Annotated in this window: 15 protein-coding genes and 3 pseudogenes; 15 read left to right on the top strand and 3 right to left on the bottom strand. The window is 36.2% G+C overall.

Annotated features, from left to right (window positions below):
- Positions 1 to 13 precede the first annotated feature (13 nt).
- From DS742_RS02490 to DS742_RS02460, 7 genes and pseudogenes are all read left to right on the top strand, one after another.
- Entirely contained in the window at positions 14 to 1,735 is a 1,722-nt protein-coding gene (locus DS742_RS02490; protein ID WP_117415456.1) for a methyl-accepting chemotaxis protein, read from the top strand.
- A 248-nt stretch (positions 1,736 to 1,983) separates the two neighbouring features.
- On the top strand, positions 1,984 to 2,868 hold the full coding sequence (locus DS742_RS02485) for a CheR family methyltransferase (protein WP_367575491.1): 885 nt from the start codon (positions 1,984 to 1,986) through the stop codon (positions 2,866 to 2,868).
- Positions 2,869 to 3,041: 173 nt separating this feature from the next.
- Positions 3,042 to 4,091: an HD-GYP domain-containing protein gene (locus DS742_RS02480; protein WP_117415455.1), complete on the top strand. Its 1,050-nt coding sequence runs from the start codon at positions 3,042 to 3,044 to the stop codon at positions 4,089 to 4,091.
- A 70-nt stretch (positions 4,092 to 4,161) separates the two neighbouring features.
- Positions 4,162 to 6,384, top strand: coding sequence for an ATP-binding protein (locus tag DS742_RS02475; protein ID WP_170313341.1), 2,223 nt, complete (start codon positions 4,162 to 4,164; stop codon positions 6,382 to 6,384).
- 151 nt (positions 6,385 to 6,535) lie between these two features.
- The gene (tnpA, locus tag DS742_RS30115; protein WP_437126096.1) at positions 6,536 to 6,694 is read left to right on the top strand and encodes an IS66 family insertion sequence element accessory protein TnpA; all 159 of its coding nucleotides are present in this window, start codon (positions 6,536 to 6,538) and stop codon (positions 6,692 to 6,694) included.
- 113 nt (positions 6,695 to 6,807) lie between these two features.
- Positions 6,808 to 7,055: pseudogene (locus DS742_RS02470) on the top strand (transposase domain-containing protein); the annotation flags it as partial.
- A 745-nt stretch (positions 7,056 to 7,800) separates the two neighbouring features.
- Positions 7,801 to 8,142 carry an Hpt domain-containing protein gene (locus tag DS742_RS02460; RefSeq protein ID WP_117415453.1) on the top strand — a complete coding sequence of 114 codons (342 nt, stop codon included), beginning with the start codon at positions 7,801 to 7,803 and terminating at the stop codon, positions 8,140 to 8,142.
- Positions 8,143 to 8,573: 431 nt separating this feature from the next.
- On the opposite strand, the gene DS742_RS02455 is transcribed toward DS742_RS02460, so the two are convergent.
- Both DS742_RS02455 and DS742_RS02450 read right to left on the bottom strand, forming a co-directional pair.
- Positions 8,574 to 9,251, bottom strand: coding sequence for a response regulator transcription factor (locus tag DS742_RS02455; RefSeq protein WP_117415452.1), 678 nt, complete (start codon positions 9,249 to 9,251; stop codon positions 8,574 to 8,576).
- A 350-nt stretch (positions 9,252 to 9,601) separates the two neighbouring features.
- Positions 9,602 to 9,991, bottom strand: a pseudogene (locus DS742_RS02450) (transposase); the annotation flags it as partial.
- 801 nt (positions 9,992 to 10,792) lie between these two features.
- On the opposite strand from DS742_RS02450, the pseudogene DS742_RS02440 reads away from it, so the two are divergent.
- The 8 genes and pseudogenes from DS742_RS02440 to DS742_RS02400 all read left to right on the top strand — a co-directional run bounded on the left by DS742_RS02440 (position 10,793) and on the right by DS742_RS02400 (position 20,981).
- Positions 10,793 to 11,516 (top strand): annotated as a pseudogene (locus tag DS742_RS02440) (PDDEXK nuclease domain-containing protein).
- 113 nt (positions 11,517 to 11,629) lie between these two features.
- The gene (locus tag DS742_RS02435; RefSeq protein WP_242996366.1) at positions 11,630 to 12,439 is read left to right on the top strand and encodes a sugar phosphate isomerase/epimerase family protein; all 810 of its coding nucleotides are present in this window, start codon (positions 11,630 to 11,632) and stop codon (positions 12,437 to 12,439) included.
- A 272-nt stretch (positions 12,440 to 12,711) separates the two neighbouring features.
- Positions 12,712 to 13,545 (top strand): glycoside hydrolase family 3 C-terminal domain-containing protein, encoded by an 834-nt coding sequence (locus DS742_RS02430; protein ID WP_242996365.1) that lies wholly within the window; start codon positions 12,712 to 12,714, stop codon positions 13,543 to 13,545.
- 195 nt (positions 13,546 to 13,740) lie between these two features.
- Entirely contained in the window at positions 13,741 to 14,808 is a 1,068-nt protein-coding gene (locus DS742_RS02425; protein WP_117415450.1) for an AraC family transcriptional regulator, read from the top strand.
- 743 nt (positions 14,809 to 15,551) lie between these two features.
- A complete protein-coding gene (locus DS742_RS02415; RefSeq protein WP_147325716.1) occupies positions 15,552 to 16,643 on the top strand; it encodes a hypothetical protein in 1,092 nt (363 codons plus the stop codon).
- Positions 16,644 to 16,704: 61 nt separating this feature from the next.
- A complete protein-coding gene (locus DS742_RS02410; RefSeq protein WP_117415447.1) occupies positions 16,705 to 17,532 on the top strand; it encodes a hypothetical protein in 828 nt (275 codons plus the stop codon).
- A gap of 262 nt (positions 17,533 to 17,794) precedes the next feature.
- On the top strand, positions 17,795 to 20,221 hold the full coding sequence (locus tag DS742_RS02405; RefSeq protein WP_117415446.1) for a glycoside hydrolase family 2 TIM barrel-domain containing protein: 2,427 nt from the start codon (positions 17,795 to 17,797) through the stop codon (positions 20,219 to 20,221).
- 550 nt (positions 20,222 to 20,771) lie between these two features.
- A complete protein-coding gene (locus DS742_RS02400) occupies positions 20,772 to 20,981 on the top strand; it encodes an AraC family ligand binding domain-containing protein (RefSeq protein WP_341457590.1) in 210 nt (69 codons plus the stop codon).
- 129 nt (positions 20,982 to 21,110) lie between these two features.
- Here DS742_RS02400 and DS742_RS02395 read toward each other — a convergent pair whose 3' ends face one another.
- Positions 21,111 to 21,764, bottom strand: a complete 654-nt coding sequence (locus tag DS742_RS02395) for a YczE/YyaS/YitT family protein (protein WP_117415445.1) — start codon at positions 21,762 to 21,764, stop codon at positions 21,111 to 21,113.
- Between the last annotated feature and the right edge of the window lie 33 nt (positions 21,765 to 21,797).

Genomic DNA, 21,797 nt, shown 5'->3' with positions numbered 1-21,797 from the left:
GGAGGAATAATATATGAAGTGGTTTTACAATATGAAAATCGGCGCAAAGCTGATCATGGGATTCTTATTCGTTGCATTGATTGCAGGTGTCGTAGGAGGTATTGGAGTATATAATCTTAATAAAAATGATAATCTATATACAGATTTATATACTAATTATGGTATCGCATTAGGTGATATAGCTGATGTTTCAATTTCTTATCAACGTAATCGAGTAAACTTAAGAGAATTATTATTAGTGAAAGATATACAAGATAAAAACAATATTGTAGATAAGATCAACGAATATGATAAGCAGGTACAAGATTCATTGGCTTGTTTTGAACAATCAGTACAATCGGAAGAAACAGCAAAAGAATTATCAAATCTGAAGACTGCGATAGAGAAATATGCTCCGGTACAGGAAAAAGTAATTGCTCTAGCGCTTTCAAATCAAGAAGATCAAGGTCTTGAAGTTTTACATAGTGAAGGACAAGCTTTATCAGACGAGATAAACAGCACGATCGATAACCTGTTTGCAAATAAAAACAAAAATGGTAAATCGCTATCAAGTCAATACACTGTCGAGGGGGATAAAAACATAATAACGATGATAATTATAGTAGTCATCGCGATGGTTATAGCCGTTTTTCTTGGTTTCTTTCTCTCCCGTATTATTAGTAATCCAATAAAAAAACTAGTAACTGTTGCAGAAAAAATATCGGATGGGGATTTGGATGTAGAGGTAAAGATTGATACAAAAGATGAAATGGGAATACTCGCAGCTGCATTTGGAAAAATGGCTAATAATTTAAATGAAGTAATGTCCAATATCAACTCAACATCTGAACAGGTTGTGTCCGGATCAAAACAGTTGTCAGACTCCAGTGTATTATTGTCACAGGGAGCAACAGAACAGGCATGTGCTATCGAAGAATTAACGGCTTCTCTTGAAGAAATATCGTCACAGACAGGGCAAAACGCTCAGAGTGCAAATCAAGCAAATGAATTGGCTGAAGCAGCAAAGACAAATGCGGTTCAAGGGAATGAGCAGATGAAACAGATGCTTAAGGCAATGGATGAAATTAATGATTCCTCAGGGAATATATCGAAAATTATAAAGGTAATAGATGAAATAGCATTCCAGACCAATATCCTTGCACTTAATGCAGCGGTAGAAGCTGCAAGGGCGGGACAACATGGAAAAGGTTTTGCAGTTGTTGCAGAAGAAGTAAGAAATCTTGCTGCTAGATCAGCAAATGCAGCGAAAGAAACTACTGCAATGATTGAAGGCTCCATCAGGAAGGTTGAGGATGGAACTAAAATTGCTAACCAAACTGCCGAAGCACTTAATAAGATTGTGGAAGGGGTAGCGAAGGTAGCGAATCTTGTCGGAGATATTGCGACTGCTTCCAATGAACAGGCTATGGGCATTGCACAAGCAAATCAAGGGATTATACAGGTATCTGAAGTAGTGCAGACCAACTCTGTTACCTCGGAGGAAAGTGCAGCAGCCAGTGAAGAACTTGCTGGACAGGCAGAGCTATTAAAACAACAGGTTTCAAAATTTAAACTTAGAGAGTCGTATCAGTACAATGGCTACAGTAGACATGAGAATACAGATCAAGAAGTTCGACCAATGCTTGAAAGCTTATTTAATAAGAAAAAACCAGAACCAGTAAAAAAGAAGAGTGAAGAATCAACAAGTAGTTCCAAGAAAATAATATTAAGTGATAAGGAATTTGGAAAATATTAATTATTAACAACAAGTGATTAATATGATAGTAATTTGCAGATGGGGAGAGTGTAGCAACGCTCTCCATCTATAATAGTGATAAAGGTTGTTCTTATTTTGTAAGTTTTGTTCCAGGTCTCCGTTGCACGAAGCGTTTCGGGATAAGCACATAAATCCAAATGTAAATCATACGACCACAGCGAGTTGGATAATAAAGACCCATTTCATCAAGGTCAATATGGGTTTCAAGAAGACACAGAAACTGAGGTTTGTCAGATTATGCTGCATTTGGCGTTTTGCAAACGCCTAAAATAGGGATAATAATGAAAGGTGAGAATATGGTTACCATTACGGATAAAGAGTTTAATCAATTATCAGAATATATAAAATCAAACTATGGTATATTTCTCAAAAAAGAGAAAAAAACTCTTGTTTTAGGTAGACTACATACAGTGCTGGATAATAAACAGTTTAATAATTTTTCAGATTATTTTAAATATATAATATCAGATAACTCAGGCGATGCGGCTACTACTTTATTGAATCATATAACTACAAACCATACTTTTTTTATGCGAGAAGCAATTCACTTTGACTACTTTAGGGATAAAGTGCTCCCGTATCTTGCTAATACAGTGAATAAAAAAGATTTACGCATTTGGTGTGCCGCATGTTCATCTGGAGAAGAAGCTTATACACTTGCTATGGTCATAGATGAGTTTTTTGGAGAAAAGAAGCAGGGATGGGATACTAAGGTTTTAGCAACTGATATTTCAGAACGGATTTTAAATATTGCAAAAAAAGGAATTTACAGCAGTGAAAGAATAGCTCCATTACCTTCACAATGGAAGATAAACTATTTTAAAAAGTATGACACTAATAATTATATTCTGACAGATAAAATAAGAAGTGAGGTAATATATAGAAAGTTTAATCTTAAGGAGACCGCATTCCCTTTTAAAAGAAGATTTCATGTTATCTTTTGCAGAAATGTAATGATTTACTTTGATGAGCAAACAAAAAGAGAGCTAGTAAATAAATTTTATGATATTATAGAGGATGGAGGTTATCTTTTCATCGGACATTCAGAGGCCTTGTGTATGGAAGACACACGATTTAAATACATCATGCCATCTATTTATAGAAAAGAATAGGCTCCAGTATAGTGTGATAATGATATTCCTATTGTTATGAGTTTTTTGTTTGAATAATTTTAATTTCCATATTATAATATTGGCTGAAGCATTAGGCGTGTTAAAAATATACAAACAAGCATTAGAATGTGTTATATCATTGAATCATTTACAATGTTTATGGAGGATGACATATGAGGTTAGTATCTGTCAATAGCCTGAAAGGGAACGAGGTGCTCGGCAGACCAATATATGATGAATCGGGAAGAATATTGTTATCCAAAGATGTGAAGCTGATGCCTGCGTATATTGAAAGACTTATAAATCTAGGAATTCACTCAATATATATTGATGATGCTATATCAATGGATGTCGAGATAGATGATAACATCAGTGAAAAGACCAGGCAGATGAGTAAACACGCAGTGAAGAAAATGGTGGAAAAGTATGTACGAGATGGTACGCTTAATAATGATGGTATTATAAAATCTGTTAATTCTATTATCGACGAGATTCTTGATCAAAAAGATGTAATGTTTAACGTATTGGAGATCAGGGCAAAGGATGACTACCTTTTTTCTCATTCTGTTAATGTTTGTGTACTTGCAGTTATATTAGGGATTCATATGGGATATAACATGCAGAAATTGAAAGAGGTTGCCATTGGTGCCCTTCTTCATGATGTGGGAAAGATAAAGTTATTGAAGGACCAGAAAGAATCAATAGAAATTATTAATATAGAAAAATTACATCCCAAAGTCGGATTTGATCTATTAGGATCAAATAATTCATTCAGTGCTGTAGCAAATGTTGCAGTACTTATGCATCATGAGCATGTAGACGGCAGTGGGTATCCTCTAGGGTTAAAAGGGAATGAAATCCATGAGGTAGCAAAACTTATAACCATTTGTAATGTGTTTGACAATATGGTATCAGGTAACAAAGATATGCCGATCATGCACGTTTATGAAGTGATGGAGTATCTGACGGCAATGAGTGGTTACCTTTTCGACAAGGACATCGTAAGTAAGTTTGTCGAACACATTGCTGCATACCCTTCAGGGAGTGGTGTTATACTTAATACGAATGAGATGTGCCTGGTGATAAGGCAGAATAAAGATCTTCCTATGCGTCCGGTACTTAAGGTTATTTACGATAAAAACGGAAATAAAGTAAACGAACCCTATGAGATTGATCTTATCAAGGAACTTACGCTTCTTATAACAGGTGTATATGATTTATAGAGTTAAATGTTAAAACAAAATCACCCTCACACTGATGGAAATGCCGAATGGCGGCTGAATGGAGATATATATGAAAAATATTCATGCCAACATAAAACAGATAGACAAAACAATAAAAGAAGAATATATCAAGCAGACTTACATGAGATTTCTGAAATTGAAAGGAGAGCAGATAGAGTCTGAGATTAGATCAAGTATTGCTGCTTTAGGCCTTTTTCTAAATACAGACAGAGTATATATCTATAAGTTTTTAGATGATGCGACTATCATGCAACTTTCTTATGAATGGCTCAGAGAGGGAATTCCTTCTAGAAGAGATTCTACACAAGAAGAGCTAGCTTATCAATATCCCTGGTTAATGAGAAAAATTAAAAATAATGAGTGTGTAGTAATTAACAATGTTGAAGATATTCCTGATGAAGCCTATTCAGAAAGGGATATGATGACGAAACATTGCGTTAAGGCATGTTTCATAGTTCCTATGACAGTGAATAAAGTAGTACAAGGTTATGTAGGTCTGGATAGCGTATGTAGTTCAATGATATGGCAGCAGGAAGCTATAAATATGGTTCAGAATCTTGGAGAGATATGGATCGCTTATATTGAAAGATTACAGCAAGAAAGGATTCTAAGGTCGAAATTGAATGACAGCATGCTAATTCTGGATAACTCCGATGTTCAAATTTGGTTCTTAAAGAATACCACAGTTTATGGAGCTGTGAACAATTCTCATGCACGATTTTTTGGTAAGAGTAAAGAAGAATTAGAGTATAAAGACCTATATGAGGTGTTTTCACCCGAAACAGCCAATTTATTATGCAAATTATACTGGGATATGTTTCAACAAAAGAGAGAGGCTATAAATGAAATTTGGATAGAAGATAGTAGGGGGATAAACAGGCTCTTACAGATTAAAAGTAAACCAAAATTTGATTTAATTGGTAATATTGAATACCTGGTATGCACGGCACAGGATATTACTGAGCAAAGAAAAACACAAGAAGATTTATTTAATGCTAAGAAAGCTGCAGAGGAAGCGAACAGTGCAAAAAGCCAATTTCTTGCAAATATGTCTCATGAAATTAGGACACCATTGAATGGCATTATTGGATTTATTGATCTTCTTATGAGGACTAACTTGAACGAAGAACAATCGGATTATCTAACGCAAATAAATTCAGCTTCTGATATTTTACTTTTTCTTGTAAATGATATCTTAGATTACTCGAAGATAGAAGCAGGTAAGCTGGAATTAGAGCATGCTTTGTTTGATGTTCATGCTCTCATAAAAGAATCGGTGAAGCTATTTTCTTCAAAAGTAAATGAAAAGAAAATAAAAATGGAGCTATTAATTTCACCCGAAGTTCCGGAAATTTTATATGGTGATCCAGGGAGAATAAGACAGGTATTAAATAATCTTATTAGTAATGCAGTGAAATTCACTGAAGTCGGTAATATAATCGTAAGACTTGTAGTTTTAGAAAATAATGAAAAGTATATAAAGCTCCAATTTCAGGTAAGTGATACAGGAATTGGAATGAGCCAAGAGCTGTTATTAAAACTATTTAATGTATTTACTCAGGCAGATGCTACGACAACTAGAAAATATGGTGGAACTGGTCTTGGACTTGCGATTTCTAAGCGACTTATCATGCTAATGGGTGGAGTAATTAGTGTAGAAAGTGTATTGGGTAAAGGCTCAACTTTCTATGTTGAATTAGATCTTGAAAAATACAAAATCCAAGATGAGTTTAGTGCAAACAACTGGCCTAAGATAGAAAAAAATGTGATTCAATCACCTGTTAATCTTAGTGAACCTATGCCGTTATTCTTGAGTAACATGAACAAACAGGTTACAGGGATAACAGATTTAACTTCGAATCAAATAACACAGAATAAATATTACAATGTGTTGCTGGTAGAAGATACAGTAGCAAATCAGAAGCTTGCCACTGCCATGTTAAAACAGCTCGGATACAAAGTGGAGTTAGCTGAAAATGGACAACAAGCAGTTTTCATGTGTAAGAATAAAAAATACGATATAATTTTAATGGATTGTCAGATGCCTTTACTGGATGGATATGAAGCAGCTTATATAATAAAGACAAACGGTGAATTAAATCAGAATACCATTATGATCGCAATGACCGCTCATGCAATGGAAGGTGATCGTGCCAAGTGCATAGCAGCAGGAATGGATGACTATATAAGTAAACCTATAACAATGATTAAACTTAATAATATTATACAAAAGTGGTTAAGTAAATATTTATGTCATCAGAGCGATACATAAAGTATCACTCTCAGACTGTAGTCAAAGTCCCGGGCATCCGTCTGGGTTTTTGTATTTGAAATGTGTCAAAAAGTTTAGTGTCTATAAGGACTTGGAGGCACTTTTCTGGTATAATAGGAGTATCGAAATAAAGTAAGCGTCTTATAAGTACGTGTATAGATTTTTGTTTTACCTATGGGATAATGATCCATTCAGGCTTTCCCGAATTCGCGACTGCAGAGCAAGTGGACAGAAAGTTTCTTGCTGGTGCGAACATAATGGGATTGGTATAAAATCTTCTTATTATTGGATGCGAAAGATAAAACGGTAGGCATTTGAGACTCCGCCAACTTCCAAAGCATAGTTAAGCACCGACAGAAGGCACTGCAGTTTTGATTCGGTTCGGCGGTACCGTATTAAAGATCCAAAAACGAGCAGAGCCAGGCAGAAAATAGCATTTGTCCTTTTACAATTGGCAGAAAGAACTGGATGTTCTCTGGCAGTCCCAAAGGAGCCGAGACAAGTGCTGGTATATACACTCTAATTGAAACGGCAAAAGCCAATGGTCTGAGTCCCATGAATATATTCAGTCTATTCTTGGTGACATCCCTGGAACTTCATTCCTAGAACATCCTGAATATCTGGAAGAATACATGCCCGGGGATTCGCTGATTCAGAAACTGTGCCGATAAAGTCAACCTTTCATTATAACGGAAGGTTGGCTCTTTTTAAATACACAATTTTATTTGACGCTTCCAGGCACCTTTTATAACTGGATCAGTAATATACCTGGACCACAAGCATATAGAATGCGTAAGAAAACAGGATATATACGGGTCATATTCCTTTCTTTTTAAGAAAAGACCGTATTGGCGTATATAATATTATTATGAATAGTTCTGGGACGTGAAGAAGTAAATTGACTTCGATATCCGTCAATATTTTGTTTCGTGAGATTTAATACATCTTTAGCAGAATTATTATAAAGGTAGTTAAGCAGCGAGGCTGAATTTTTATCCGTGTAAATGGGAATAATCTCACTAACAGTCAAAACGGAGGTTATCAAAATGAGACAATCAAATAACATTCTTACAGACAAGGAAATGGAATTAGTCAGACGCCTATATAGATATAATGAATAAAAAGACTAATTATTAAAAGTCAAGTCTAAAAATGGAATTTTTGAATGAACTGCAGAAATGCATTTCAGATATATTTGAACCTTGAAAGCGCGTTTTTTTGCAAGATATGTAGAAAACGTATTATCCCAGTGACATACAAATTTTGTGGCATTGTATAAAGCATACCGCACCTTTTTAAAACCATCTGTGTGGTAGGAGAAATTAACTAATCCACAGTATCTAAAACAGCATAGCCTAACCTATAGAAAAGGTAAAGAAGGTCTATGACTATATAATACGAGGAGTAATTAAAACAATGGAACAGAAAATAGTAGATATTAAAGCATTTCAAAAAGATGTTGGTTTAGATTGTGATACAATAAAAGAACTCTATCTGGTATTCGTTGAAGAGTTAGAACATGGAAAACATACTGCAAATATGCAATTGTGTTTCGAAAATTTTACAGAGTTGATGAAAGTCGTACATGATATTAAAGGTATAGCAAGCAGTTATAAGGCACAGGAAGTTTATGAAATCGCTAAGAGCTTGGATATTAAGCTAAAGAGTCAAGACTATGTTAGTATAAATACATATGTATTAGAACTAAACGATGCCATTGACCAAGTTAAACGAGAAATTTTACAATATTTCAAGTAGGAGAATACGAAAAACTATTCAGCTCTTGATGGTTTTCTTGATGAGGAGCTGAATGAAGAACTGTTCTGGCTTTCTATATTAAATGGTCTAGCAGAAGAAAGCCTTAATAAAATTAAATTAACCAAAAGTAAACTTCTGCTAAATGAATGTTATTATAAAATCAACTTAGGTTGGAAAGAACCTATTAAGCGCTTACGTTGGAGATCTATTTTGAAGAAGGTTTATCTTAATTATAAAGCTTTCTAGGCTGTCAGTAGGCAGCTCTTCTTGACATGGCCGGAATCTGCATAATAATAAAAAAAGGGGAAATATCGAAAAAATGATTTTTCCCCATGGTAACTGATTATCTTATATCAGTTTTTTGAGTTTTCACAAACTTTGAAACAGTCTCTAATAAAATGCATACATCCTTTATGAGATGATATTGTTCATTAAATCAAGTTATTCTTAAGTGCGAATACGGCAAGTTGAGTTCGATCTTTTAACTGCAATTTATTTATAATTTCAGTGATTTTATTTTTAGCCGTTCCTTCTGCCATAAACAAAGCTGTACCGATCTGCTTGTTATCCTTTCCATCCACAATCATACTTATAATGCTTAACTCTTTTTTTGTTAATGAAATATCAATATCATTTATTTTAATAACTGTACTTTTTTGCTTATCATCTTGCTTTTTATTATCGTTTTGATTATCACTTGTTTCAAGTGAAATAAAATTTAAGACTTCCCTGTCGATGGTCGCTAATCCAGCAGCAGTACTCTTGATTGAAAGTATTAATTCCTCAGCTCCAATATTCTTGCCTATATATCCATCTGCTCCATTTTTAATTGCATCAACTACATCTGACCCGTCGGAGGATGACGATAAAATAAGTATTTTTACTTTAGTATATTTGGATTTAATAAGTTTTGTAGCTTCAGTTCCGTTACATACAGGCATCGATAAATCCATTAAAATAACATTTGGGATAAATGTATTGCAAAAGTTAAAGGCTTCTTTACCATTTGTAACACAGCCCACGACTTTTATATCACTATTATTTTCTATAATATGTTTAAAGCTTTCTCTCAAAAGCTTTTGGTCATCTACTATAAGTACATTAATCATTCTATCTCTCCGCTCAGTACGATGTTGACTATGTATCTAGTATACCATTTAAAACAACCTAAAACAATATTTTTTGAATAATGGAATTTATTGGAATTTATTGTATTTATATACAAGTGTTTTTTGCAACCCCAAAGTGTGACAAAGTGCAAAGAAAAAGTTTAACACCCTAGAGATTTTATTTAGTTGCTGAATCTTTCTTCGTAAAATTGAGATAATGATGTAAAGTTTAAAAAGTTGCTAACAAACTTTTCACACAGAACTCAAGGAGGAACTCAACATGGATATACGACTTGCAACTGCTTCCTGCTTTATGAATATCTATATCTGTACCGGATATGTTGATCTGCGCCGGGGGATGAAACCTTGGTTCCCCATAACGCCTCGGTAATGTCTTCAACGCGGCGGACAGAAACACCCGCGAGGTACATTTTGAGGGCTTCTTCCACAGAGCATTCTCTGCGGCGATAACGCTCAATAATGGCAGTTTCAAACGGAACGCCTTTTAACTTTTGCATCTTTAATTTGACCTCACCGGCAGTGGTTTGAAAGTTTCTGCTGTAATGTCTGGAACGATATCCTTTGCGATCACCGGAACGTTCGTATTTTTCAGCATTAACGAGTTCATCTGCTTCATGATCCAGCAAGGCGTTGAGGGTTTCCTCAACGCTGTTACGTACTAAATCTTTCAATTCGTTATGGATAAGTTCCTGATTTAATTGTATAATGTTATCGGACATGTTCTAGGTATACGGAAATAATTGTCGAAATTTGTCATGTTAAAAAGTAAGAACAATATATTTTTCTATTAAAGTTATGATAAAATGTACTTGTATTAAATAATAGAGAACACATTTAAGATTATAACTTTATAATAAGCAGGTGTTCTCAGTATAAATATTGAGTGTACCTGCTTTATTGTTTTGGAATCCATCAATTTACGGTGAGTGCAGAAGGGGGAAACTGAAAGAATGATGATAAAAAAAAAAATAAGATGTATTTTGGTGGTGTTACGGCCTTATCCATATTAGTGTTATCTTTTCATATGTTTGCTTTAAAATTTATATATAATTATATAGGATTAATGCAGGAAGCAAATGGAGTAACAGTAGAAAAGCGGAAAGAAATGATCGTACAAGCCGAAAATCTTAAAAAATATTCCCAATATTGTACGAATGCATTTTTATTAGCCAACTACTTCTTCCTGATTATTATCGGAATTATATTGCTTACAAGAAAAATTAATTTAAAAATGTATTTAAGATCATATTTTTTATTTGAAGTAATACAGATTACAGGGCTTAGGTTGTTTATACATATTTTTAATAAGTATGAATTAACAGAGGGGTTTGGAAGATGGAGAATTCTACACTATAATGCATTGTTTTGGATTATGTTAATAATCCCAATTATAATTTATTTGTTGAATAGAAAACAAAAGAAGTCAAGGACAGAAACTTGAGTAAACGGGAAAATATGGTGAGTAAAATGTGAAATTAAATCACGGTATTACAGAAAAATTATCGGATTGGGGGATCTTAATGGAATATTTAGCTGAGAGTAAGATTTATGAAAATATAAAACTTACTCTGAAAAAAGCACAGCAGAAAGTATATTCTACTGTTAATTTTGTAATGGTAGAAACTTATTGGGACATTGGTAAACAGATATACGAAGCACAAGGTAAAAATGAACGTGCAGAGTATGGAAAAGGTTTATTGAAATTTTTATCTGAGAAATTGACTGTGGAGTTTGGCAAAGGGTATACTGTTACAAATTTCGAGATCCATATGTCCTTGAATTTTTAGGATTAGAGCAAACACCTAATCTTTATGAAAGAGAGATTGAGCAAGGCTTGATAGACCATTTGCAAAAATTTTTATTGGAGCTTGGACGTGGATTTTCATTTGTGTCGAGGCAACAACATATTTCCTTTGATGGTGAGCATTATTATATTGATCTTGTATTTTATAATTATATATTAAAATGCTTTGTCATCATTGATTTAAAAATCGGTAAGTTGACACATCAAGGTATGTAAATTATTACACAAGAGAACTTATGAATGAGGGTGATAATCTTCCTATTGGAATCGTTCTTTGCGCGGACAAAAGTGACTCAGTTGTTAAATATACCTTGCCAGAAGATAACAATCAAATATTTGATTCGAAATATAAGTTATATATGCCGACAGAGGAAGAACTGAAACGAGAACTTGCAAATGAGCAAGAATTATTAGAAACAGAAAAATATCTGCAAGAGTAGTAAAGTGAATTGGCCTTTTGTAATAGTTGTTTGTTGAAAACAAGATGAATAAAGTTATAATCGAGTATTTCCATTATATTAATGATAAGCTGTCAAAACTAAGGAGGAGTGTAATGAGCATTGAATTTGGGATGCCCACTTTAATTGAACTGGCCGGCTTGGAGGAAAATGCAAGGCTTTGTAATAGCCTTGGCCTAAAATTTATTGAATTAAATATGAATTTACCACAATATCAAGTGGTGATTTTGAAAAATTCCGGAATGTTTCAAGATATATCTAAGGAATATAAAGTCTATTACACGATCCATCTTGATGAAAATCTAAATATAAGTGATTTCAATAATGCTGTGACCAAGGCTTACCTGGATACGGTTAAACAATCTTTATTAGTTGCAAAAGAGCTAGGAATTCCACTTTTAAACATGCACTTGAGTAGAGGTGTTTATTTTACGCTCCCAGATCAAAAAGTATTTTTATTTGATAAATATCGTGATATATATTTAAACAATATTCAATATTTCAAAGATATGTGTAAAACTGTGATTGGTGGAGAAGGCATTAATATTTCCATAGAAAATACAGAGGGTTTTACTGCATTTCAAAAAGAAGCAATTGATATTTTACTTGATAGTTCCATTTTTACTCTTACCTGGGATATTGGGCATTCTCATTCTGCCAATAGTGTTGATGAAAAGTATATTATCCAAAATGAAAGTAAGTTAAAACATTTTCATATACACGATGCTATCGGGAAACAAAATCACCTGACTCTCGGTGAAGGAAATATTAATTTACTTGAAAAGCTTAATATTGCCAGGCGCAATCATTGCAGGTGTGTGATTGAAACAAAAACAGTTTCATCATTGCAGGAGTCATTAAATTGGTTGGTAACCCATTGGAGCTATTGTAAATGCAAGTATTAAGCTCAAGGCTCCAACGGGTATCTTTTTTTCTATAAGTATTAGTCAATTTAATGTCTACGCCAAGGGCAAAATGCGTTTTTTAGGAATCTGTATTACTGCCTCAACACATTGCGAGATTTGTATTGAAATATGTCGAAAATAAAGTGGAAGAATTTGCTATAAGAGTTTATGCTAGTTCTTGTCTATTACATTAAGCATGAATAAATTGTTTGAGAATCTTCTCTACCTCGAAATCATCATAAATTGCATACCCATGGATGGAAGGGAATTTTATGGCAGGAGATTTGTCATTACGAAAAGTTGGAGGTAAATACGGATGGGGCAGTAATTGTACTATCGGTGAGGGTTTAGACAGCGACCATATTGGATTGACTGGCGTACAGGAGGAACTTGCAAAGGAGATTTTTGAAACGGGAACGCCTGCTGTATTAGTTCATATGGATGCAAGACCTTTATCCAGTTTATTCATCAGTGAAAATTACCCGGCAATCATTGAAAGCTGGTTTCCTGGTGATACCGGCGGAGAAGCTCTTGCGGATGTTCTGTTTGGAGATTATAATCCAGCAGGCCGTCTTCCTGTGACAGTTGCAAGAAATGCAGGACAGATACCGATTTATGCAATGCATAGAAATGGAAGCAGCTACTCAAAGGGTAAAGGAATAATACTAAGTACATACGTAGAGGGCTCAAAGAAGCCGCTATATTATCTGGGCGAAGGTAAGAGCTATACTACCTTTGAATATTCAAACCTGAAGGTGGATAAAAAGGTAAAAGCGGATGGGGTAATAAATCTATCATGCGATATTACAAATACCGGCGACAGAGATGGAGAGGAGGTTATACAGGTTTATGTACGTGATGACTTAGCCAGTATGATTCGACCCAACAAGGAATTAGCCGGCTTTGCGAGAGTGGCAGTTGAAGCTGGAAAGACCAAAACAGTTCATTTCTCAATGAAAGCAGATCAATTTGCTTTCTTGGATATTAAGATGAAATGGATAGTTGAGTTAAATTTCAAATTGAGAATACGGCTTATATCGATTCCAGAAAAAGGGGTTTTTATGCCAAGACCTGGGTTGAATAGGTTCCAGGAAATGATAAATTAGTGTTGTATATGTAGATAACGCACTCTAATAGTAGGAGGATAGGAATATGATTAGAAATTCATTCAACCATGGTTGGACAGTCGGCTCAAACACAGGTTTTTTTCACATGTCTCACGGAGAGCCTCCCATACAGATGGTGCCATTGAATACGTCAAAGCTAAAAAATAACACAGTAGCTACAAAGGGGCGAGCATTATGAATTTAATGGAACTGTACAAAACAATGAGTGATATTAATTCAATTCCCAAAATAGACCGGAATATTATGGAGCAATTATTACATTCTGATGGTATTGCGATGAGTAGCACTGACAAGGAAGGCGTGACTCATATTCTTATCAAATCCTTTGTTATCCTTTTCTGGAGAACCACATCAGATTCTAAGGTTGTAACCTCATTAGATTTCAGTCCGTCCTTAGTAATGCAGGATGAAGAGCAACTGAGAGCAGGTATGACTCCTATGCACCGCCATGACTATATAGAAATTGCTTATGTTGCAAAAGGAGAATTCAGTCAGCTGATTGCCGGGGAAAAACGTACTTTTTCCCAAGGAAGCATATGCATTATCGATAAAAACAGTGAGCATGCAGATTTTATAAAAGATCAGGACAACTTCGTAATATTCATATGCATGAAAGAGGATTTCTTTGATGAGTTATTCCTTGCTGAATTGGATGATAATAATGTTCAGCAGTTTATAAGAAGAGCTTTAATGAAGCAGAAAAGTTTGAGACAGTTTTTACAATTCACCCCGCGAGATGAACAAGATGTTCTGTTTCCTTTAATAGAACAGGTTGCAAAAGAGAAATTTGAAAATAGAAAAGGTGCAAAGTATATTATTAAAGGGCTCATTATAAGGATATTCGATATATTGACCAGGGATTATGATATAAATCTAACTTCAACACAACTGAAAAGAATGAATGAGCTCTTGTATTCTGAAGTTGAAGAGTATTTGAGGAAGAATTACAAGGATGCTTCTCTAAAGGAGCTTACCAAACGGTTTCATTTTCAGCAGGATTATTTCGCCAGACTTATTAAAAAGCACGCAGGAATTACGTTTTCTGAGTTGCTCAGAAAAATCCGCATTTCAAAGGCTGAGGAACTTCTTGTAAATACTCGTATGCCTGTTACCAGTATAATAGAATCAGTGGGCTACGAAAACAGGCATCATTTTTACAACATTTTTTTTGAGTTAAATAATATGACCCCTGAACAGTACAGACAAAAACATTGGGACAGATCGCAGGATGTATCTGAATAAATTATTAGTCGAAAATGGACACAGTATTTTAGTAATCAATCGAAAGGAAGCAATGCTTCCTTTTTTATTTTGTGCTAAATTAGTGTTGTACATGGAGATAACGTACTCTAAAAATAGGAGGAAAGGAATATGATTAGAAAATCATTCAACCATGGTTGGACAGTCGGCTCAAGCACAGATTTTTTCACATGTCTCACGGAGAGCCTCCCAAACAGATTAACATGATTGGGAAAAGTTTTAACCAGGGCTGGACGGTCTATAATGCCAACGATGATACGAAAAAGACTATCGTCAATCTACCGCATGACGCGATGTTGACCGAAACACGCAGGCCAAAACTAAAAAACGGCTCGGCTACCGGGTATTTCCCCGGTGGGAAGTACATCTATACAAAGTTTCATCGGTCATGCAACACAACAGAAACTTTAAGAGGGATATGGCGTAAAGGTCATCCGGCCGTGCGAATTGGAGTAGAGGCAGTTGATATGGTACACAAGAAATTTTTACAATGAGTTTTGATAACGGTCTAGAGGCTCGCAGCGCCACTTATTTGTGCTTGACCAGATGATTCCAACACTGATTAAAATACTGTTTTTACAGGAAGCGTATCAATGACTCCTCCTACCGTGCGTTGTAGTATGCCTCCTTACCCCAATTTATTCTACACAATAAAAATCGTCGCCAGCCAGCACCTTCTTTCATTCCTATTTGTGCTGACGCGTAGCGGCAGAAAGGAGATTAAAATGGAGAATAAACATATTACTTCTCAATTTGACGCTTGTGCGCTTGCATATTGTCAATTTCCTGACATTGTAACAGACAGAGATGATGCCTTTCATTATAACGATGATCCCCATCATTTTGAGTCTTGGTATTTCGATGTTCATACTGATGATGGATATAAAATGGCTGTTTTAGTGCTTTACAGAGATTGGATCGGTATGTTTGGCGATTTGGATAAAACGGCTACCCCGGGAATCTGCCTTAACGTTGAAACATCCGATGGGGATAAGAGAGATATTGTACGTAGCTACCCTGATTTGAAATTGGAAGCGGACTATGAACAATGTGATTTCAAACTCGGAAATATTGCCTGGTGTAAAGGAAAATATCCGAATTGGCATCTTCATATCGAGGAAGACGATGTCGTTCTTGATGTTAATCTAATGGCAACGATGCCTAGCTGGAAACCAGGAACGGGTACAATGTATTATAACGAGAAATTGACAGAATATTCATCGCATTTTGTGGCAGTCCCTTGCGCGATTGCTGATGGAACGCTTACAGTTGCAGGCAAGACAAAAGAGTTCAAGAACGGGCACGGATATCATGACCATAATTTTGGTAATGTTGTTCCGATGTCTACTTATTATCGATGGCACTGGGGACGTGCGGAAGTCGATGATTTTATATTAAATTTTTCACACGTAATAGCTCCCAAAGAATATGATTTCCAAGTTCTGCCGCAACTCTTACTGAGCAAAGGAGATCAAATATTATTAAGTACAGGTACGTTTACTGATACCTATACAGATACGGACAATATTTCTGTATCCTCTATTACCCGAACCCCATATCCTAATGTTATTAAAATAGAAGTTCCATATAACAATGATCACGTGAAGATAGTAATATCTAATCAGACGGAATTGGCAGATAACGATTTAATTCCAGATGTACCCTTACCATCCGAAATGCGTAAGCCCGGATATATAAGGCTTATGTGTGACGTAGAAATAAGCATACCTCTGCTTGAGGGAATCAAGGTTGTTAAAGGCAAAATGATTCACGAATTAGGAGATTTACGTGAACCCAGTGTTGTAGAGCTTAAGTAAATACAGAAGAAATAAAATTAATAACATACCATATCTTTAATTTATGAGAGGAGAGTTTACTATGTTAAATTCGATATTTTCTTTTTTATTGCATGATGAGGGTCGCCCTGTTGCTCCTGTTAACATGCAAGCCGCAGGTCAGCTTGAGCTCTATTTCACGATCGGCTGTCTCATTGTTTTAGTTGCTGTTATTGCATTTATGGTCTATCACTGGAAAAAGACGAAATCGCCGATGGGCCTTCTCATGCTCGGGGGCGGCATTATTGCGATACTTACAGAGGTAATTTATGATCTGGTGGGATATGTCTGGTTCCCCACGCATGGTAGTATCTTTACGGTCTTTAACTGTTTTGGGGTCAGTCTGCCATTGTGGGTGGCCATTGGTTACTCCTGGTTCACTGGCGGAGGTTCATTTATTGCTTATTCTCAGTTTGAAAAGGGCGTTACTGCGAAGAAAGTTGTTATACTCTATTTAATTTTTATGATTGCGGATATAATACTTGAGTGTACAGGCTGTTCAATCGGCACTTACATATATTACGGAAATCAGCCATTCAGGCTCTTCGGATTCCCAATGTGGTGGGGAATAAGTAATGGCCTTAATCCTGTCGTTATAGGATTTGTTGTTTATATGTTGAAACCATATTTAAAAGGCGTACGTTCACTATTAATTTTATGGATCGTACCTTGTACGGCCGTAGCGGTAGTGACGTTTACAACATGGATCGTTTGGCTGCCGTTAGGCCGTCAAGACTCAAGTTTAGTAACGCATATTGCGTCCATCATTGTTTTTATCACGACATGGTTATTTCTTTATGTTATCGCCAAAGTTGCTCCCAAATTTAGTCCAAGAGAAAAATATGTGGAAGCAGTAAAATGCCTTAAATAAAATAGAGATATATGTATACTTGTATCGCAACTATTATTATACGTACCAATTTGTAAGTTTCAAAAGAGTTCTTCCTCTTTGCAGGAACTAGGACAGTCAGTGTTGGCGCATCTTCCGAAGATATTCGTTTAGTTGATAAATTTAATGCCAATATATAACAAAAGTGAATCATAGGAGGAAAAGATGATGAAGGTAACTAGTAGTATGATAAATTAGTGTTGTATATGTAGATAACGCACTCTAAAAGTAGGAGGAATGGAATATGATTAGAAATTCATTCAACCAAGGTTGGACAATCGGCTCAAACACAGGTTTTTTTCACATCTCAAACAAAGAGCCTCCCAAACAGATTACTCTGCCTTATGATGCAATGATTATGAATCAGAGAAATGATCATACTGAAAGTGGGGGCAAGAAAGGATTCTTTCCTGATAGAAGCTATGACTATGTAAAGAAATTTTTTGTACCTGCTGAATATAAGGATAAGAGGGTTACCTTTGAATTCGAGGGTGTTTATATGAATGCTATGGTGTACATCAATGGTGATTTTGCCGGACAGCATCCATACGGCTATAGTAATTTTTATATCAAGGCAGACCGTTTCCTGAAATACGGTGAAGAAAATGAAATCAAGGTTGTGACAAAGAGCTCTGATGATTCACGTTGGTACACAGGGACAGGTATCTACCGGAACACCAGGATTATGGTTGCAGATTCAGTACATATTTCTGTAGACGGGATTAAAATCACAACACCGGATTTAGGTAAAGGGCATGCAATTGTAGCAGTAGCAACAATAGTAGAAAACGAAGGTATGAATCCTGAGGCCACCACTGTTGTAACTGAAATTATTGATGCTGAGGGTAATACAGTAGCAATTGATAATGCACCATTGACAGCATTTGCCGGAGAAAGCGCAACAATGCGCCAGCGCCTGTATGTAAGGCAGCCTAAGCTCTGGAGTGTGGAGGCACCTTATCTATATATCTGCAGAAGCAAGGTGATGGCAGGAGAGAAGATGCTAGATGAAGAGATAAATACCTTCGGAATCCGTTCCCTGTCATTGGATGCAGAAGAGGGTTTAAAGATCAATGGACAGGTTGTTAAGCTGCGTGGTGCATGTATTCATCATGACAATGGTGTGATAGGTGCCGCTACCTTTGACCGTGCTGAAGAGCGTCGTGTGGAAATTTTAAAAGAGGCAGGCTTCAATGCAATCCGCAGTGCCCATCATCCTATGAGCAAAGCTCTGCTGAAAGCCTGTGATAGTTTAGGAATGCTGGTGATGGATGAAAGCTTTGATATATGGACCTCTAATAAAACCCCTTATGATTATGCTCTGTATTTTCCCACCTGGTGGGAAAAAGATATTCAAGCTATGGTAGACAAAGATTTCAACCACCCCTGTGTTATTATGTATTCCATAGGAAATGAAATACCTGATACTGGAAGTAGTAATGGTACGGTCTGGGGGAGAAAGCTTGCTGAAAAAATCCGCAGTCTGGATAGTACCAGGTACATTATTAATTCAATAAATGGAATGGTCTCGGTCATTGATTTGTTGAAGTCAGTTATGCAAGGCACCATGACAGGGGATGTTAATTCTCAAATGGCAGATTTTGGTGCCATGATAAAAGGTATTATGAACTTGGAAATTGTAACAAATTCCACAGCCGAATCTTTTGCAGTAGTAGATATAGCGGGCTATAATTATGCCGATTCCAGATATGTAAATGATAAAAAACTATTCCCTAACCGGGTTATCTGTGGCAGCGAGACTTTCCCAAAAGATATCGCCGGCAATTGGAAGCTTGTCAGAGAAAACGGTCATGTAATCGGCGATTTTACATGGACTGGTTGGGACTATCTGGGGGAGGCTGGGATTGGCAAGATTGAATATGATAAAAGCAGTGCAGGAAATTTTATGGGTAATTATCCCTGGATGATAGCATATTGTGGCGATATTGACATTACAGGTAATCGCCGCCCGATATCATATTATCGTGAAATAGTATATGGCTTACGTAATCAGCCGTACATTGCAGTACAGAGTCCTGAACACTATGGAAAAGAGCCTATTGCATCCCCATGGTTCTGGAGTGATTCCATATCCAGCTGGACATGGCCAGGTTTTGAAGAAAAGCCGGTAAAAGTAGAAATATATTCTGACGCGGAAGAAGTAGAACTTCTATTAAACGGCAAATCTATGGGCAAAGCCACCGTTGGTGAGAAAAGCGATTTCAAAGCAACTTTTGATATTGTATTTATACCGGGGGAACTGAAGGCAATTGCATATGCTAAGGGGAAGGAAACAGGCAGCATGGTTTTAGAGACAGCTGGAAAAGAACTTGAGTTAAAAATGGATGTTGACAGGGAAGTGCTGGAAGCAACGGGAGAAGACCTGGCATATGTTATGATTTCACTTACAGATGAAGCAGGAATACTGCAAACCTCAGCGGATAGAAAAGTATCGGTTACTGTAGAGGGATCAGGCGTTTTGCAAGGGTTTGGAAGTGCAGATCCGAAGAGCACTGAGAATTTCTTTGATACTGCAAGAACAACCTTTGATGGGATGGTTTTAGCTGTTGTCCGCTCAAAAGCAGAGGCAGGTATGATCACTGTGACGGCATCAGCAGAAGACTGCAGTCCAAAAACAATTTCTATTCAGGTCAATAGTTTCGTACTTTGAAAACCACATACTTCCCAAGTCAATATTACCATGGACTTTAAGGCAATAAAAGAGGAACATAGAAACTTAAATTATCAATCGCTCATAATTTTGCTGAGATGAAGGAAAGTGCCAGAAAAGTTCTGAGTTACAAAATTCTCAAAATATATCCAGGTCATGGTGAACCGTTTTATGCAAATTCAATAAAATTTAAGTAGTAAGATATTTTTGATAGGGTACGCGTCTTCTTCCAATCTAGCTGTTATGACTGTGATTGGCCATAGATATTATCGGGTATATTTTTTACATGCTATGCTATTGTTGATGGAAATATAAGTTAGCTTATTTAAACAATTCTTAAGAAATATAGGTTGGCGCAAAGGTGGAACTGTATGCTTTGGTTATCATTATTGCACACTCAAGGCATACAGAATTCTTTTCTGATAGAGCGGGGGTAAAGCTTTGCAAATAAAAAATATAAGACGTGTTGAAAGAAACTGAACGTAGAGCGACCTTTGAGTAGAGAAAAAAGATGACATTGGTAAGGAGATTATAATATAATCATTTCGAAGTGTCGTCCGGAAGCATCGTGGTCATCAACAGTAACGAACTGCACTATTTGGAAAGCCTTTCGGATGACCTTGAATTTTACGCGATCCGCATAGAGCCGACATTTCTGTTCAGCAATCAAGTTGACTTATTACAGACAAAATATCTGGCCCCACTGACTTCCAATTCAGTTATTGTGCTGTTGTTGCGCGGCTATGTCTGCAAAAAATAATCTAACCGGTTGTACCGGTATTAAAGTCGCCGCTACTCGCTGCACATTTTTTTCTACCCAGAAATCTAGAATTATGGGTGGCTATTTGCTAGTGCCTATAAATTACATCAGAGTCACTTTCTTCACTTCTTATAGTTCATTTTCAGAAGCACGTTTTTGATCTTTCCAAGAAAGAGATTTCATGAAGTTCCCGATGAAGGTAACGGAAGGGCCGATTGTAAGTGCCATAACAACAGTTGCAATTGAAAGATGTTTCCCAGCTAGAATACCAATAAGAATTGCGCTAAAATCCCAAATGATTCTTATGACAAGGTATGGAAGATGAGAACGATGGCTGATAATAGTCGGTATGGCATCGTATGGGGTTTGTCCCATATCGGCATTCATGTAAAAAGCAACCGATACCAGAAAGGGAAGAAGTGCCATAAGAAATGTAATCGTTTGGTATGGCTGAACTGTAAACATTATCTGTGGCAAATAGCGTGACCATAGAACATGACAAGAATCACTGATATAACCGATTAGAAACATGTTCATTATTGTTCCGATATTGATCAGCTTAGGTTGAAGCAAAGCCTCAGGGATGAAGAAGAGAATATTGGAAAGTACCATACAGGTTCCAAAGGAAATCCCGAAACGCTCCGATAATGCCAGGTTCATAAAAGAGTTTGTGTCGGTGCCAAGGTTTACCTCAATCAGAAAAGAAAGAAATACTCCCATTCCGATAATGCCTGTCATCATTAACCCAATTCTATTTCCAAATTTCCGATATATTGATTTCATATCTTGCTTCCTCGCTTTCACTAATATAATATC

The sequence above is a fragment of the Lacrimispora amygdalina genome (assembly GCF_003432035.1).
GTDB lineage: Bacteria > Bacillota > Clostridia > Lachnospirales > Lachnospiraceae > Lacrimispora > Lacrimispora amygdalina.
Note: the sequence above shows the minus strand (reverse complement) of the source record. Positions and strands in the feature narration are given on the sequence as shown.